This is a genomic window from Stenotrophomonas maltophilia (assembly GCF_047497515.2).
GTDB lineage: Bacteria > Pseudomonadota > Gammaproteobacteria > Xanthomonadales > Xanthomonadaceae > Stenotrophomonas.
This window is the reverse complement of record NZ_JAXAXL020000015.1, coordinates 1-15,602: the sequence shown is the minus strand read 5'-3', so window position 1 is coordinate 15,602 and position 15,602 is coordinate 1. Positions and strand designations below refer to the sequence as shown.

Sequence of the window (15,602 nt, the reverse complement as noted above, 5' to 3'; positions counted from 1 at the left end):
TAGTCAGGGTGGTCAAGGGCGCCGTTTGTGTCGCGTCCGGCCTCTCAATATCAAACTGTGATGAACGTCATGCCACTGACGGGAAACGGACGACCGCTTCCCCTCGCCTCGCAGGCCTTGCACCGCTTACGATATCCATCTTGCCGGGCCCCCGGTCATGAGGTTTGAAGTGAGGACTGTTTCACTGTCCGCGACGGGCTGGCCGGCCTACCATCGACGTACCGGTGCATGGGGTGTGCCGGCCGTCGCGATGTTCACGCTGTCTGTCGTACCAGAGAAGGTGGGGAGCCTTCCCGAATGATGAGCGCGCCCACACCGATGGGATCGCCGGGCCGTGACCCGGCCCAGCTCCAGCTTGCCCGGGACATGGTCCTGCCCGCGCTGTGCCAGGCCTTCGGGGCGGCACTGGCGCGTTTTGACGATGCCCTGTTCGACCGCGCCGGCAACGCCGGCTCGTCGCAGTTGCTGTTCCTGGATGCGATGCGCGAACTGCGCCGCCGCCGCGAGGACATCGCCGCCGCCTTTGCCGGCCACCTGCAGCGGGCCTGGGAGGCGCTGGCCAGCGGTGAGCCGATGTCGGCCGAAACCACGCTGTCCGGCCCGGCCGAAGACGGCCTCAGCCTGTTGGCCGAGCACGTACTGGAATCGCGGCTGGCGGTGCGCAACTTCGCCACCGTGCTGCTGCGCGACTTCAAGCCGGTGCTGGCGCGGTTGGACCGTCGCCTGGGCCGCTTGATCGGCGGCGCCGAACTGGATGCCGACCACAACCCGATCAGTCCCGAGCATCTGGGCGTGGCCATCCACGAAGCCTTTGCCGGCTGCGAACTGGCCCCTGAAGTGCATCTGGTGCTGATAAAGCTGTGCGAGCGCGACCTGCGCGCGCCGGTGGGACGCATCTACGAGAAGCTGGATGAACAACTGGCTGCGGCCGGGGTGATGTCGCAGATGGGGGCGCCGCGGCGTCCGCTGCCGGCCACGCCCGACCCGCGCATGGCGTCGGGCCTGGACGATCTGGTGGAGCAGCGCCCGGGTGCGGGCTTCGACGGCGAGTTCGGCGATGACGAACAGGCCGCGCCAGCCTGGGCGCAGCGCTTCGCCGCGCGCTGGTCCGAGCGCCGTGGCCATATGCAGCAGCACCTGGGCGCCGAAGAAACCGGGGTCGGCGAAGCCTACGCAGGCCAGCAGGGCATGTTGCTGGAAGCGCTGCACGAACTGCTGCAGCAGACCCGCCACGTGCGCGAGGACGCAACGTCTGCCGCGCAGGTGGCAATCGGGCAGCAGCGTCCGCTCAGCCAGCGCGAGATGATGTCGGTGCTGTCGCTGCTGCAGGCCACGCCCAGTGCGACCCTGCGCGCGGCGATCGGCGAGGACGGCGAATCGCTGGCGCAGCGGTTGAAGAGCGAGGTGCTGTCCAGCGCCACCCGCCTCGGCGTCGATCCGGGCCAGACCCGGCTGGACCCGCAGGATGAGGATGCGATCGATCTGGTCGGCATGCTGTTCGACGTGATGCTGGACGAGCGCGAACTGGAAGGCCGCTCGCGCGAGCTGATCGGCCGCCTGGTGGTGCCGTTCGTCAAGGTCGCCATGCTCGATCGTCGCATGTTCGTGCAGAAGACCCACCCGGCGCGCAAGCTGCTCAACTCGCTGGCCGAGGCCTGCGAAGGCAATACGGGTGAGAGCCAGGCCGAGCGCATGCTGATGGCCAAGGTCGAGGAGATCGTCGAGCGGCTGGTGGCCGAGTTCAACGAGAACCTGGCGATCTTCCTGACCCTGGAAGAAGAATTCCGCGAGTTCCTCGTGCAGCATCGCCGTCGCGTGGAAATCGCCGAGCGTCGCGCCGCCGAGACGCAGCGCGGCCAGGAAAAGCTGGAAATGGCCCGTACCCGTGCCGGCGCCGAGCTGGACCGCCGCATCGGCGACGCCACCCTGCCGCCGGCCATCGCCGAGTTCCTGCGCCAGCCCTGGCAGCACCACCTTACCCTGGCGCTGCTGCGCGAGGGCGAGGAGGGCGCATCGGTGGCCGAGGCCCTGAGCCTGGCCGATGGTCTGCTGGAAGAAGTGGCCGAGGCCCGCCGTCAGATCGTCGGCAAGCCGTGGCTGCAGGCCTGGCAGCCGGTGCTGGCCAAGGTGTTCGCCAGCGTGGGTGTGCATGGAGACGCGGCAACCGGGGCAGTCGATGCACTGCATGACACGCTGCAGGGCATCGCCGAATCGCGGCCGGAACTGCAGCGCGCGTTGCCGGAGCTGCCGCAGGTTGCGCTGCCGGCACCCCCCGTCGCTGAATCGCCGGCGGTGGAGCTGAGCGGGCAGATCGACACCGATGACTTCGACAACGCCGACGCCGATCGCTTCCGCCGCATGGAAATCGGCAACTGGCTGGACTTCGTCGACAAGGACGGCAAGGTGCAGGCCGGCAAGCTGTCCTGGGTCAGCCCGATCTCCTCGCGCCTGTTGTTCGTCAACCGCCGTGGCGTACGCTTCTGCGTGGCCTCGCCGGAGGAACTGGCGGTGATGGTGCGGCTGGGCCGGTTGCGCGCCCATGTGGATGACGGTGCGTTCGACAGCGCCATGCAGGGCGTGATCGATCGGCTCGACCCGGGCAGCGCCACGCTGCACTGAGTGGGGCCGCCTGCTAGGATCGGGAAAACTCACCGATCAGCGGGGACCTGCATGGCCGTGGCGTTGCTGGGGATCAAGGAGACCGCACCGGACGAACGGCGCGTGGCGCTGACGCCGGAAACGGCGCGCAAGCTCGGCGCCTTGGGCATCACGGTCTGGTACGAACCCGGCGCCGGCTTGGCGGCGGGTTTCACCGATGCCGCCTATGACGATGCCGGTGCCCGTGCGTTCGATGCTGGCCGCTGGGCCGAGATCGACATCGTGTTGTGCGTGCAGGCGCCGCCAGCCGCGGTGCTGGAGCAGCTGAAGCCTGGTGCCAACGTGGTCGGATTGCTGACCCCGGCCACCGATCCGGCACTGGCGGCACTGGCTGCCGACGATCGCCTGCACCTGTTCCCGCTGCAGCAGCTGCCGCGCACGACGCGTGCGCAGGCGATGGACGTGCTCAGTTCGCAGGCCGGCATGGCCGGCTACAAGGCCGCGCTGATCGCCGCCGAACGCGCCCCGCGCTTCTTCCCGATGCTGACCACCGCCGCCGGTACCGTGCGTCCGGCCAAGGTGCTGGTGATCGGCGCTGGCGTGGGCGGGTTGCAGGCCATCGCCACCGCGCGCCGGCTCGGCGCACAGGTGGAGGGCTTCGACGTGCGCCCGGAAACCCGCGAGCAGATCCAGTCGTTAGGTGCGCGCTTCCTCGACCTGGGGGTGAGCGCGGCTGGCGAGGGCGGCTATGCGCGTGCGCTCACCGACGAGGAGCGTGCCGAACAGCAGCGTCGCCTGGCCGACCACCTGCGCAGCGTTGACGTGGTGATCTGCACCGCCGCGGTACCGGGGCGCCCGGCACCGACCATCGTCACCGCCGCGATGGTGGAGGGCATGGCCACCGGCAGCGTGATCGTCGATCTGGCCGCAGAGAGCGGCGGCAATTGCGCACTGACCCAACCGGGGCAGTGCATCGAACACCAGGGCGTGACCATCGATGGCCCGCTGGGCCTGGCCAGCCGTGGTGCGACCCAGGCCAGCGAGATGTACGCGCGCAACCTGCTCAACTTCGTTGCGCTGTTCGTGCGCGAGGGCCAACTGGCATTCGACTGGGAAGACGAGCTGCTGGCGAAGACGCGCTGGCAGTCGTGAATGACGTGGGGTCAGATCCCTTTGCCCAAAGGCAAAGGGATCTGACCCCATTCTCCGGGCCGTTACCGCGGCTTCGCCGGCGGTGGATTGTCGCGCACCCAGTCCTTGCGCTGTTCCGGCGTCATCTGCGACCAGCGCTCGCGCAGGGCTTCGCGCTGCGCGGGCGGCATGTCGCGCATCTGCCCGAACAGGGCACGTGCCTGCTCGCGTTGTTCCGGGCTCATGTGCTCGAAGCGGCGCAGGCCACGGCGGGCCTTGTCGCGTTCTTCCGGGCTCATCGACTGCCAGCGCTGGCCGTGCGAGAGCATGCGCTGGCGCTGGCCGGCATCGGCGCCGTTCCAGCGGTCGCGCAGCGGCGCCAGCAGTGATTCGCGCTGGGCGTCACTCAGCTGTTCCCACGCCGGCAGCGGTGTGGCCGGAGCAGGACGCGGGGCCGCAGCGGGTGCAGGGCTCTGCGCCAGCGCGGGGACGGCCGGCAGCAGCGACAGCGTCAGCAACAGCGGCAGGAGGTTCAATCGGGACATGGTTTCACTCCATCGCCAGGTCGGTGTCGCCCAGCCACAGGTACAGATCAGGATTCTCGTCGTACAGCGCGCTGTTGTCTTCCACCGAGGCCAGCACGGGCGCCGGCGCCGGGCCCGACAGGGGGCTGTGGCCGGTGAACTGCAGGCCGATGCCCAGCGCCACCACCAGCGAACAGGCGCTGGCCAGCCACCAGCGCAAACGGCCGCGCTCGGCCGCACCTGCGCGGTGCCGGGCCTGGCGCAACTGTACCAGCGTAGCCGGCGACAGTGCCTGCAGCGACTGCGCGTGCAGGCTGCGCAGCATGTCATCGGAAGGCAGGGAGCGGTTCACGGGTGGGTCTCCAGGTAGTCCTGCAGCGCCTGCCGGGCGCGTGCCAGATGGGTTTTTACGGCGCCCTCGCTGCAGCCCATGGCACGGGCGGTGGTCGCCCCGTCCAGGTCCTGCAGCACGCGCAGGGTGAAGGCCTCGCGCTGGCGTGTGGGCAGGGTACGCAGTGCCTGCACCAGGTGCTGGTACTGCTGGCGCTGTTCATGCGCCTGCGCCGGGTCCGGGCCGGGGTCGGCCCAGTCGATCTCGCCACCGTCAGCGTCCTGGTTGTCGCGCCAGAACGGCAGGCGGAAGCGGCGTCGGCGCTGCACGTCGATCACGCGTCGGCGCAGGATGCTCCAGAACAGCGGCGCCCATTCGGTGGCCGGCTTGTCGGCATAGTCCAGCATGCGCATCAGCGCGTCCTGCACCGCGTCCATGGCGTCTTCGCGCTGGCGCAGGCCGGCCTCGGCGAAGCGGAATGCACGCGGGCCGACGCTGGCCAGGAACGCTTCCAGCGACGCCGGCAGGGCATCGGTCTCGGCGCTCGGGGGGACGGGGCTGCTCACCAGCACAGGGTACGGTTCCTCGCTCGGGGTCACCATCGACAACGCGTGAGCGCGGCTTCGGTTGACGCGGGGTACGCGCCAGGTTCAGCCCGTGGTTATGATGGGCCGACGAAGACAGAGCGGGAGCGTTGCCAGTGAGTGACGGGTTCGTGGCGCTGTACATCTTCATGCTGGCGGCCATCGCCGGCCATGTGATCATTTCGCGGGTGCCGGTCATCCTGCATACCCCGCTGATGTCGGGTTCCAATTTCATCCACGGCATCGTGCTGATCGGCGCGATGGTGGTGCTGGGGCATGCGCAGACACCCCTGGAAAAAGCGCTGGGCTTCCTCGCCGTGGTGCTTGGCGCCGGCAATGCCGCCGGTGGCTACGTGGTCACCGCGCGCATGCTGGAAATGTTCAAGCCCAGTGCACCCAAAGGCGGCAAGGACCCGCCGAAGGAGCCGCAGTCTTGAACATCAGCACGGTTGAACTGCTCGATTGGCTGGTCAAGGCCAGCTACCTGGTGGCTGCCACCCTGTTCCTGCTGGGCCTGCAGCGCATGGCCTCGCCGCTGACTGCCCGCAGCGGCATCCGCTGGGCCGGGCTGGGCATGCTGCTGGCCACGGTGGCGACCTTCTTCCTGCCCGAACTGCACAACGTGCCGTTGATCCTGGTGGCGCTGCTGCTCGGCGCGGGCCTGGCCTGGTGGTCGGCCGGCAAGGTCGCCATCACCGACATGCCGCAGATGGTGGCGCTGTACAACGGCATGGGGGGCGGCTCGGCGGCAGCGATCGGTGCAGTGGAGCTGCTGCGCTATGCCTTCCTCGCCCACCGAGACACCACGCACTGGAGCGAACAGGCGCTTGCCGACCTGGCCGCGCGCCAGCCGTCGGGCACGGTGCTGCTGCTGGCGGTGGTCGGTGCAGCGATCGGCGCGGTGTCGCTGTCCGGCTCGGTAATCGCCTGGGCCAAGCTGGATGGCCGCCTCGACAAGCGGGTGACCTGGCCTGGGCAGCAGGCGCTGAATCTTTTGGTGGCGCTGGCGGTGGTGGTGCTGGCGATCATCGCCGCCAGCACGCTCAGCACCTGGGCGATCGTCGCCTTCTTCGTGCTGGCACTGGCGCTGGGCGTGCTGATGACGCTGCCGATCGGCGGCGCCGACATGCCGGTGGTGATCTCGCTGTACAACGCGTTCACCGGACTGGCGGTGTCGTTCGAAGGCTACGTGCTGGGCAACGAGGCGCTGATCATCGCGGGCATGATGGTCGGCGCGGCCGGCATCCTGCTGACCCGGTTGATGGCCAAGGCGATGAACCGGCCGATCCGCAATGTGCTGTTCTCCAATTTCGGTGGCGGGGCCGGGGGCGAAGCGCAGGCGATCAGCGGTTCGCAGAAGCCGATCGACGCAGCCGACGTGGCCGCGATGATGGCCTTCGCCGAGCGCGTGGTGATCGTGCCCGGCTACGGCATGGCGGTGGCGCAGGCGCAGCACAAGATCTGGGAACTGGCGCAGCGGCTGGGCCAGCGCGGGGTCAAGGTGAAGTTCGCGATCCACCCGGTGGCGGGGCGCATGCCCGGGCACATGAACGTGCTGCTGGCCGAAGCGGGCGTGCCCTATGACCTGATTGCCGACATGGACGACATCAATCCGGAGTTCGCCAACACCGACGTGGTGCTGGTGATCGGTGCCAACGACGTGGTCAATCCGGTGGCGCGTACCGATCCGGCCAGCCCGATCTACGGCATGCCGGTGCTGGACGTGGTCAATGCGCGCAACGTGGTGGTGATCAAGCGTGGCAAGGGCACTGGCTTTGCCGGCATCGAGAATGCGCTGTTCTACGCCGACAACACGCGCATGCTGTACGGCGATGGTGCCGAAGCGGCGGCGTCGCTGGTGAGCGAGTTGAAGGGGCTCGACGGCGGGCATTGAAGGCCGGGGTCGGATCCGCGGGGGCGGTAGGTGCAGACCTTGGTCCGCACGTTTCTGCCGGCCAACGGCCGGCACTACCCCCATCCACGCATGGTGGCTGCACTTGGTAGGTGCGGACCTTGGTCCGCACGCTTCTCCCGGCCAGCGGCCGGCACTACCCCCATCCACGCATGGTGGCTGCACTTGGTAGGTCCAGACCTTGGTCCGCACGCTTCTGCCGGCCAGCGGCCGGCACTACCACGCCATCCACGCATGGCGTGGATCTACCACGGCATTACAAAGGGCCTCGGTGGGGTCAGCGCGCCAACCAGGCGCCTACAGCCACGCCCAGTGCCAACCACAGCCATTCCATCGCGCCATTGGCCAGGGTGACCAGGGTCCAGGCCAGGTGCGGGCCCATGCGCAGGCTGGCGTCCCACAGGCCCAGCCCGATCGAGCCGCCCATCCAGGCGCTGGCGATCGCCCAGTTGGCCACTGCGGCCACCAGCAGGGTGCCGAGCACGACCAGCACAATGCGCAGGCGGCCCGGACCGAGCGTTCCCATGCGCAGCATGAATACCAGTTCCAGGGCGGTCAGCACCGCCATCCAGCCGACCTGCCGGCCGGTCATCAGTGCCAGCACCATCCAGGCAAGGGGAGCAACAACCAGGCCCAGCAACAACATGATGGGCCAGAGCCAGGTCACGGTCCTGGCACGCGCGGGATTGGAGGACATCGAAGCTCCCTGAAGATCACCCACAGGATACTGTGGATTGCCGCGCTGCACCGGCGGCGTCGGGGCCGCTGGGCTAGAATGCCGTCTTGCGTGGCTGCAGCCACGGCCCCATATCGGTCCCCATGTATTCCCGTAGCAGCGAACCTGTCCACTTCGAACGCGATTGCGAGGCCGTAATGGTCCCGCAGGGCGATACCGTGACCCTGCCCGCCGGCAGCTATGGGTACATCACCCAGGCGTTGGGCGGCAGTTACTCGGTGTTCGTCGAGGGCAACCTGTTCCGCATCGCCGGCAAGGATGGGGATGCCATCGGCAAGGAGGCGCCGGCGCCGCTGGAGCTGCCCGCCGACGCCACCGATGAACAGGTGGAACAGCTGGTGTGGCAGCAGCTTCGCACCTGCTTCGACCCGGAAATTCCGGTGAACATCGTCGAACTGGGCCTGGTCTACGAGGTCGAGATCAAGCACCTGGACGAAGGCCAGCGCGAGATCGACGTGAAGATGACCCTGACCGCACCGGGCTGCGGCATGGGCGACATCCTGGTCGACGACGTGCGCAGCAAGCTCGAAATGATCCCGACGGTGGCCGAAGCCGATGTCGACCTGGTCTTCGACCCGCCGTGGAACCAGCACATGATGTCCGAGGCGGCCCGTCTCGAGACCGGCATGCTTTGACCCAGGGCCCGCAGTGACGCGGGCCCGGCACTACCCGCAACCAGAACAGGAATCCTCCGGTGTCCCAGTCCATTCCCAGCTTCGCCGTCACCCGTTCGGACCACCCGCGCAGCGCTGAAGAGCGCGCCCAGATCCTGGAGAAGCCGGGCTTCGGCCTGCACTTCACCGATCACATGGTGGAAGTGCGCTGGGACAAGGACGCCGGCTGGCACAACGCCAACGTGCGCGCGTACGGTCCGCTGCAGCTGGACCCGGCTGCGGCCGTGCTGCACTACGGCCAGGAAATCTTCGAAGGCATCAAGGCCTACCGCCACGCCGACGGTTCGATCTGGACCTTCCGCCCGGATGCCAACGGCCGCCGCCTGCAGCGTTCGGCGCAGCGCCTGGCGCTGCCGGAACTGCCGGTGGAGATCTTCGTCGAATCGCTGAAGCAGCTGATCGCGCTGGACAGCGCCTGGGTGCCGTCGGCTGACGAGTCCAGCCTGTACTTCCGTCCGTTCATGATCGGCGACGAAGCCTTCCTCGGCGTGCGCGGCGCGCACAAGGCCGGCTACTACGTCATCGCCAGCCCGGCCGGCCCGTACTTCGCCAAGGGCGTGGCCCCGGTGTCGATCTGGCTGTCGACCGAGTACGCGCGTGCAGCCAAAGGCGGCACCGGTGCCGCCAAGTGCGGTGGCAACTACGCCGCCTCGCTGCTGCCGCAGCAGAAGGCGCAGGCCCAGGGCTGCTCGCAGGTGCTGTTCCTCGACCCGGTCGAGGGCAAGTACCTGGAAGAACTGGGCGGCATGAATGTCTTCCTGGTCTACAAGGACGGCACCCTGGTCACTCCGGAACTGTCCGGCAGCATCCTCGAGGGCATCACCCGCGAGAGCATCCTGCAGCTGGCCCGCGACCGTGGCATGAAGGTTGAAGAGCGCAAGGTCAGCATCGACGAGTGGAAGGACGGCGTTGCCTCCGGGGCGATCAGCGAAGTCTTTGCCTGCGGCACGGCGGCGGTGGTGACCCCGATCGGCCAGCTGAAGGGTGAAGGTTTCTCGGTCGGCGACATCAATGCGCCGGCCGGCGAAGTGACCATGTCGCTGCGCAAGGAACTGACCGACATCCAGTACGGCCGCCTGCCGGACCGTCACAACTGGCTGGTCAAGCTGGGCTGATCGCCTGCACCGACCTGCAGCGTCGAGCCGTGCTCGACGTTTGTTCCCGGAAAGCCCGTCCGCGTGACGGGCTTTCTGCGTTTTGGGCCGGGTCGGATCCCTTTCCTCTGGAAAAGGGATCTGACCCCGGATCGGCGGACGCCGATGTCGGCAAAGTCATTGCAGGACATGTGATGGCCCAGTCAGGTGCGTGCAGGGCGTGAGAAAGTTCCTTCACCTTCACAAACCCTCGACCCGGAAAGTCTCAGAACGAACATTTCATCTTGCTGAAAAGACGCTGAAAATCTTGTGGTGTCCGGTTTGGGCCATTAGCGTCATCTGCACGGCGGATCGTTAGGGGGATCCGCTGACTCACCGGACTGCGAACCTCGCCAACGCAAGCCAGCCCATGGGTTCGGGCCGGTGCTTCTGCCGATTCCGGCATTCACACCACAAGAAAGGGAAATACGATGTCCCAGGTAACGCAACCGCGTGTGCGTCGAGTGTGGGTGGTCCTTGGTGCGTCCGTTCTGTCATCGCTGCTGCTGGCCACGCCTGCGCTGGCCGGTGACGTCCAGCTCAGCGGCCTGCAGTCCGCGCCGACGCACCAGCGCTTCATCGTGAAGTACCGCGACGGCAGCGCCGCCGTGGCCAACACCACCGCGCTGGCCTCGTCGCTGAAGACGGCCGCCGCCGGCCTGTCCAGCAGCCAGGGCCGCGCGCTGGGCCTGCAGGAGGTCCGCAAGCTGGCCGTCGGCCCGACCCTGGTCAAGACCGACCGTCCGCTCGACCAGGCCGAATCCGAATTGCTGATGCGCAAGCTGGCCGCCGACCCGAACGTGGAATACGTCGAAGTCGACCAGATCATGCGCGCCACGCTGACCCCGAACGACACCCGCTTCAGCGAGCAGTGGGGCTTTGGCACCTCCAGCGCCGGCATCAACATCCAGCCGGCCTGGGACAAGTCCACCGGCACCGGCGTGGTGGTGGCGGTGATCGACACCGGCATCACCAACCATCCCGACCTCAACGCCAACATCCTGCCGGGCTACGACTTCATCAGCGACGCCGCGATGGCGCGCGATGGCGGCGGCCGCGACAACAACCCGAACGATGAAGGCGACTGGTATGGCGCCAACGAGTGTGGCTCGGGCATTCCGGCCTCCAACTCCAGCTGGCACGGCACCCACGTTGCCGGCACGGTGGCGGCGGTGACCAACAACGCCAATGGCGTGGCAGGCACCGCATTCAACGCCAAGGTCGTGCCGGTGCGCGTACTCGGCAAGTGCGGCGGCTATACCTCCGACATCGCCGACGCGATCGTGTGGGCCTCTGGTGGCACCGTCAGCGGGGTGCCGGCCAATGCCAATCCGGCCGAAGTCATCAACCTCTCGCTCGGTGGCGGTGGCACCTGCTCGGCTACCTACCAGAATGCGATCAACGGCGCCGTCGGCCGTGGCACCACCGTGGTGGTTGCTGCAGGCAACAGCAACGCCAACGTGTCGACCTCGGTGCCGGCCAACTGCGCGAACGTGATCGCGGTGGCCGCCACCACCTCGGCCGGTGCGCGTGCCAGCTTCTCCAACTATGGTGCTGGCATCGACATTTCCGGCCCAGGCCAGAGCATCCTGTCCACCCTCAACACCGGCACTACCGTGCCGGCCAGCCCGACCTACGCGTCCTACAACGGCACCTCGATGGCGGCGCCGCATGTGGCCGGTGTGGTTGCACTGATGCAGTCGGTCGCCCCGAGCCCGCTGAGCCCGGCGCAGGTCGAAAGCATCATCAAGAGCACGGCACGTCCGCTGCCGGGCGCCTGCTCGGGTGGTTGCGGCGCCGGCATCATCGACGCCAACGCCGCGGTGGCTGCCGCGATCAATGGCGGCGGCAACCCGAACCCGGGTGGCAACGTGCTGCAGAACAACGTGCCGGTGACCGGCCTGGGCGCTGCGACTGGTGCCGAGCTGAACTACACCGTCGCGGTTCCGGCCGGCAGCACCCAGCTGCGCGTGGCGATCAGTGGCGGCAGCGGAGATGCAGACCTGTACGTGCGCCAGGGCAGTGCCCCGACCGACACCACCTACACCTGCCGTCCGTACCTGAGCGGCAACAGCGAAACCTGCACCATCAACAGCCCGGCCGCCGGCACCTGGTATGTGCGGGTGAAGGCGTACAGCACCTTCTCGGGCCTGACCCTGAACGCGCAGTACTGAGCCCAAGTCCCTCTCCATGGGCACGCCCCGGCTCCGGCCGGGGCGTTTTTCATTGGGTAGGTGCCGACCTTGGTCGGCACGCCGTTCCTCAAACCGACTCGAAACGATTGGCGGCGACGTTCTTGCGCACGTGCTGCGGATCGAAGATGCGGCCGTTCATCGCGATGTACACGCCGGTCGGCAGCGACTGCACCGCACCGATCGCACAGCCGATGTTGAACTCCGCATCCGAACCACGGAAACGCGCCGGGCTCAGCGCGCCGGTCATCACGATGGTCTTGTCCGGGATCGTCGCCAGCACCTTGCCGGTCTGCACCATCGAATCGGTACCGTGGGTCACCAGCACGTGCCGGGTCGGCTGCGCGGCAATGGTGGCGCGGATCAGTTCGCGGTCTTCATCGTTGATGTGCAGCGAATCCTTGCGCAGGATCGGAATCACATTGAAGCGGAACGTCACCCCCAGCTCGCGCAGGATCATGCCGATCTGCGGATCGCCGATCTGGTAGTCCGACTTGTCGTCGAAGTAGATCTTGTCGATCGTGCCACCGGTGGTGACGACCAGGAGCTCTTCCATCATGTGCATGCGCGAAACCAGGACAGGTACAGCGGCGCGGGGCCGGGACAGCAGATGATACGGCCCGGCGGGCGCAGCGTCAGCGTCGCTTGCTGAAACGGGCACGCAGCCCCGGCAGGCTGGCGCTGAAGATCACCAGCAGGGCCAGTGCGATCTCGATCAGCGCCAGCCAGCGCGTTTCCGGGTGGCTCCAGGCGCTCATCACGCCGTGGCTGAACCAGCCCAGCGCCAGCACAGAGGCCCAGAAGCCGGCCTTGCGCCAGCCCAGGCGCAGCGCAAAGGCCAGCGCCAGCGGCGGCGCGGTGAACACCAGCTGGGTGGCCAGCCAGTGCTTGTCATTGATGAACCAGCCCGCGAACAGCGCAGCCAGCCCCATCAGGGCCAACAGCAGGACCGTGCGCGGCGGCCGGTTCATCGGGCCAACCGCTGCGCGATGTCGGCCACCCGGCGGCCCAACGCACGGGCCAGCACGGCCTCGTCGTCGGTCGGTTGCGGGTCGTCGGCAGCACCGGCCACATGGCTTGCACCGTAGGGCGTGCCGCCACTGGTGGTGTGGCTCAGCGCCGGTTCGGTGAACGGGATGCCGACGATCACACAGCCGTGGTGCAGCAACGGGACCTGCATCGACAGCAGGGTCGATTCCTGGCCACCATGCATCGAGGCGGTCGAGGTGAATACCCCGGCCGGTTTGCCCGACAGCGTGCCGTTGACCCATTCGGCGCCCAGGCCATCGAGGAAGTGCTTCACCGGCGCAGCCATGTTGCCGAAGCGGGTCGGGCTGCCGAGCAGCAGGCCCTGGCACTCGACCAGGTCCTGCACGTTCACATAGGGGGCGCCATCGTCGGGCACCGGCGGCTGCGCGGTCTGGGTCACTGCGGCCACCGGTGGCACCGTGCGCAGGCGCGCGCTCATCCCCGGCACCTCGCCGATGCCCCGCGCGATCTGGCGCGCCAGCCGTGCCACCGAACCGCCCCGGCTGTAGTACAGCACCAGAATCTCGCCCATCGTGCCCGCTTCTCCTCGTCGTGTGGCCACCAGTATGGCTATCCTGCCAGCATTCCGCATCGGGTACCCTTCCACCGATGGAACCTTTGGATACGCTCAACCTGTGGATGGAGCGCGCGCGGGATCGCGCACGGGCCATCAGTTTCGGCCGCTTCCTGTGGCACCGCTTCCTCGACGACCGTCTGTTCCAGGCAGCGGCGGCGCTGGCCTACACCACCGTGTTCGCGCTGGTGCCTTTGGCGATCGTGGTATTCGGTGTGCTCTCGGCCTTCCCCGTCTTCGACCGCTGGAGCGACCAGCTCAGCGATTACGTCTTCTCCAACTTCGTGCCCAATGCCGCGCGCGCGGCCGAAGGCTACCTGCGGCAGTTCTCGGCCAGCGCCGGCCAGCTCACCGCCGCCGGTTTCATCGCGCTGGTGGTGTCGCTGCTGATCACCCTCAACAGCGTTGAAGAAACCTTCAACCAGATCTGGCGGGTCGGCTCGACCCGGCCCAAGCTGACCCGCTTCCTGGTCTACTGGACCGTGCTGACGCTGGGCGCGATGCTGGCGGCCGCCTCACTGGCGGTATCGGCGCGGGTATTCGCGATGCCGCTGTTCGGTACCCAGGAGGGCCGCTGGCTGGCCGAACTGGCACTACGGCTGGCGCCGATCCTGATTGAGTTCGTGTGCATCACGCTGATGTTCCGGGTGGTACCGCACCACACCGTGAAATGGCGGCACGCGGTGCCCGGCGCGATCCTGGCCGCGGTGATCCTGGAACTGGTGAAGTGGGGCATCGGCGCCTACCTGGGCAGCTTCCAGTCCTACCAGAAGCTGTATGGCACGGTGGCTTTCGTGCCGATCCTGCTGCTGTGGATCTACCTGTGCTGGGTGGCCGTGCTGCTGGGCGCGTCGTTGTCCTCGTCGATGGCCGCCTTCCGCTACCAGCCGGTGGAACTGCGCCTGCCGCAGGGCTACGAGTTCTACGGCCTGCTGCGCCTGCTGGGCCGCTTCCACCATGCACGCCTGAAGGGCAGGGGCCTGGCCGATGATGAAATCCTGCGGCTGGAGCCGATGCTGACCGACTCCCTGTTGCATGACCTGGCCTGCAACCTGCAGGAGATCGGCCTGCTGCGCCGTGATGAGCGCGGCGAATGGCTGCTGTCGCGCGATCTCGACCAGGTCAGCCTGGCCGATCTGTACGAATGCACCCAACTGCGCATCCCGGTGGCCGAGCAGCATCTGCCGTACCGCGATGACAGCCTGGGCCGCGCCGCATTGGCGGCGCTGGACGACCTGCGACTGCCCCTGCGCGAACGCCTCAAGCGCAAGGTCAGCGATATCTATACCGATTCCGGAGACATGCCATGACCCGCAAGACCCCGTTGCTGCTGCTCCCGCTGGCCCTGCTGCTGGCGCTGGCGGCCTGCAAGCCAGCGCAGGAACCGACCCCGGCCAGCAGCCAGCCGCCGGCACAGGCGCCGACCCCGACCACGCCGGCAGCGGTCGAGGAAACCCCGGCCGAGCGTGCCACCGCCGAGTTCCCGACGCTGAAGATGAAGGCGGTGGATGGCAGCGACTACGACCTGGCCGCGCACCGTGGCAAGTGGGTGGTGGTGAACTTCTGGGCAACCTGGTGTGCCCCGTGCCGGAAGGAGATGCCGGAGCTGTCGGCGTTGCATGCCATGCGCAACAACATCGAAGTGGTCGGGCTGGCCTATGAGGACATCGAAGCGCCGGAAATGAAGGCGTTCCTGACCAAGCATCCGGTGACCTATCCGATCGTGATCGTCGACCCGTTCGATCCGCCGGCCGATTTCGCCACGCCGCGCGGCCTGCCGCTGACGCATCTGCTGGACCCGCAGGGCAAGCTGGCGCACACCTTCCTTGGCCCGGTGACGGCTGCCGACATCGAAAAGCAGATCGCCGCTGCCAAGTAGCGGGTGGGTCGGCGGGGCCTGCGGCCCTGCACGCGTGGTAGTGCCGGCCGCTGGCCGGCAACCGCAACATCAACAGCAGAAGCGGGTTTCCTGTGGGCAGGCAGGGTGGGTCCGGTTGCGGAGGACGCTGCAAGTACCCCTCCGGGGCCCGGCCCAGCCGCCGGCGGCTGTGCGTTCGGGCGCGTGCGAAGCGGTGCTTCGCAAGCAAAGCGCCCTCACCCATGTAAGCTCGGTCGCCGCTTGCTCGTGTGCGCTGTCCTGCGCACACGGCAAGACCAGGGTTGGGCTTCCTGCCCAACCCGCCC

The 15,602-nt window shown here is 67.8% G+C and carries 16 protein-coding genes; 9 read left to right on the top strand and 7 right to left on the bottom strand.

Annotated features, from left to right (window positions below; all coding sequences use genetic code 11):
- Window positions 1-297: 297 nt before the first annotated feature.
- Together pacR and ACMZPQ_RS17695 are read left to right on the top strand one after the other, a co-directional pair.
- Window positions 298-2,619 carry a PacR family protein gene (gene pacR, locus ACMZPQ_RS17700; RefSeq protein ID WP_312647083.1) on the top strand — a complete coding sequence of 774 codons (2,322 nt, stop codon included), beginning with the start codon at window positions 298-300 and terminating at the stop codon, window positions 2,617-2,619.
- A gap of 51 nt (window positions 2,620-2,670) precedes the next feature.
- Entirely contained in the window at window positions 2,671-3,750 is a 1,080-nt protein-coding gene (locus tag ACMZPQ_RS17695; protein WP_197582133.1) for an NAD(P) transhydrogenase subunit alpha, read from the top strand.
- A 62-nt stretch (window positions 3,751-3,812) separates the two neighbouring features.
- On the opposite strand, the gene ACMZPQ_RS17690 is transcribed toward ACMZPQ_RS17695, so the two are convergent.
- Genes ACMZPQ_RS17690 through ACMZPQ_RS17680 form a run of 3 tightly spaced genes read right to left on the bottom strand, consistent with a single transcriptional unit; the run spans window position 3,813 to window position 5,186 of the window.
- Entirely contained in the window at window positions 3,813-4,274 is a 462-nt protein-coding gene (locus tag ACMZPQ_RS17690; RefSeq protein ID WP_197582132.1) for a DUF3106 domain-containing protein, read from the bottom strand.
- Between the two features lie 4 nt (window positions 4,275-4,278).
- Window positions 4,279-4,605 carry a hypothetical protein gene (locus ACMZPQ_RS17685; RefSeq protein WP_197582131.1) on the bottom strand — a complete coding sequence of 109 codons (327 nt, stop codon included), beginning with the start codon at window positions 4,603-4,605 and terminating at the stop codon, window positions 4,279-4,281.
- The gene (locus ACMZPQ_RS17680) at window positions 4,602-5,186 is read right to left on the bottom strand and encodes an RNA polymerase sigma factor (protein WP_197582130.1); all 585 of its coding nucleotides are present in this window, start codon (window positions 5,184-5,186) and stop codon (window positions 4,602-4,604) included. Before ACMZPQ_RS17680 ends, ACMZPQ_RS17685 begins: the two co-directional genes overlap by 4 nt.
- Before the next feature lie 98 nt (window positions 5,187-5,284).
- On the opposite strand from ACMZPQ_RS17680, the gene ACMZPQ_RS17675 reads away from it, so the two are divergent.
- Both ACMZPQ_RS17675 and ACMZPQ_RS17670 read left to right on the top strand, forming a co-directional pair.
- On the top strand, window positions 5,285-5,605 hold the full coding sequence (locus tag ACMZPQ_RS17675; RefSeq protein WP_197582129.1) for an NAD(P) transhydrogenase subunit alpha part 2: 321 nt from the start codon (window positions 5,285-5,287) through the stop codon (window positions 5,603-5,605).
- Entirely contained in the window at window positions 5,602-7,062 is a 1,461-nt protein-coding gene (locus tag ACMZPQ_RS17670) for an NAD(P)(+) transhydrogenase (Re/Si-specific) subunit beta (RefSeq protein WP_197582128.1), read from the top strand. The genes ACMZPQ_RS17675 and ACMZPQ_RS17670 overlap by 4 nt, the downstream gene beginning before the upstream one ends.
- 295 nt (window positions 7,063-7,357) lie before the next feature.
- Here ACMZPQ_RS17670 and ACMZPQ_RS17665 read toward each other — a convergent pair whose 3' ends face one another.
- Complete coding sequence (locus tag ACMZPQ_RS17665) at window positions 7,358-7,777, bottom strand: hypothetical protein (protein ID WP_197582127.1); 420 nt, start codon at window positions 7,775-7,777, stop codon at window positions 7,358-7,360.
- A gap of 122 nt (window positions 7,778-7,899) precedes the next feature.
- Here ACMZPQ_RS17665 and sufT point away from each other — a divergent pair, with 122 nt between their 5' ends.
- From sufT to ACMZPQ_RS17650, 3 genes are all read left to right on the top strand, one after another.
- Window positions 7,900-8,451, top strand: coding sequence for a putative Fe-S cluster assembly protein SufT (gene sufT, locus ACMZPQ_RS17660; RefSeq protein ID WP_012479222.1), 552 nt, complete (start codon window positions 7,900-7,902; stop codon window positions 8,449-8,451).
- Window positions 8,452-8,510: 59 nt separating this feature from the next.
- Window positions 8,511-9,605 (top strand): branched-chain amino acid aminotransferase, encoded by a 1,095-nt coding sequence (locus ACMZPQ_RS17655; RefSeq protein ID WP_197582126.1) that lies wholly within the window; start codon window positions 8,511-8,513, stop codon window positions 9,603-9,605.
- A gap of 449 nt (window positions 9,606-10,054) precedes the next feature.
- Window positions 10,055-11,797 carry a S8 family serine peptidase gene (locus ACMZPQ_RS17650; protein ID WP_197582125.1) on the top strand — a complete coding sequence of 581 codons (1,743 nt, stop codon included), beginning with the start codon at window positions 10,055-10,057 and terminating at the stop codon, window positions 11,795-11,797.
- An 88-nt stretch (window positions 11,798-11,885) separates the two neighbouring features.
- Here the strand turns inward: ACMZPQ_RS17650 and ACMZPQ_RS17645 are convergent, their stop codons facing one another.
- The 3 genes from ACMZPQ_RS17645 to wrbA all read right to left on the bottom strand — a co-directional run bounded on the left by ACMZPQ_RS17645 (window position 11,886) and on the right by wrbA (window position 13,376).
- Window positions 11,886-12,371, bottom strand: a complete 486-nt coding sequence (locus ACMZPQ_RS17645) for an asparaginase domain-containing protein (protein WP_040009892.1) — start codon at window positions 12,369-12,371, stop codon at window positions 11,886-11,888.
- A gap of 79 nt (window positions 12,372-12,450) precedes the next feature.
- Complete coding sequence (locus ACMZPQ_RS17640) at window positions 12,451-12,786, bottom strand: DUF2069 domain-containing protein (protein WP_197582124.1); 336 nt, start codon at window positions 12,784-12,786, stop codon at window positions 12,451-12,453.
- Entirely contained in the window at window positions 12,783-13,376 is a 594-nt protein-coding gene (wrbA, locus tag ACMZPQ_RS17635; RefSeq protein ID WP_197582123.1) for an NAD(P)H:quinone oxidoreductase, read from the bottom strand. Before wrbA ends, ACMZPQ_RS17640 begins: the two co-directional genes overlap by 4 nt.
- 77 nt (window positions 13,377-13,453) lie before the next feature.
- On the opposite strand from wrbA, the gene ACMZPQ_RS17630 reads away from it, so the two are divergent.
- Both ACMZPQ_RS17630 and ACMZPQ_RS17625 read left to right on the top strand, forming a co-directional pair.
- Window positions 13,454-14,728: a YihY family inner membrane protein gene (locus ACMZPQ_RS17630; RefSeq protein ID WP_197582122.1), complete on the top strand. Its 1,275-nt coding sequence runs from the start codon at window positions 13,454-13,456 to the stop codon at window positions 14,726-14,728.
- Window positions 14,725-15,297 carry a redoxin domain-containing protein gene (locus ACMZPQ_RS17625; protein ID WP_197582121.1) on the top strand — a complete coding sequence of 191 codons (573 nt, stop codon included), beginning with the start codon at window positions 14,725-14,727 and terminating at the stop codon, window positions 15,295-15,297. The genes ACMZPQ_RS17630 and ACMZPQ_RS17625 overlap by 4 nt, the downstream gene beginning before the upstream one ends.
- Window positions 15,298-15,602 lie beyond the last annotated feature (305 nt).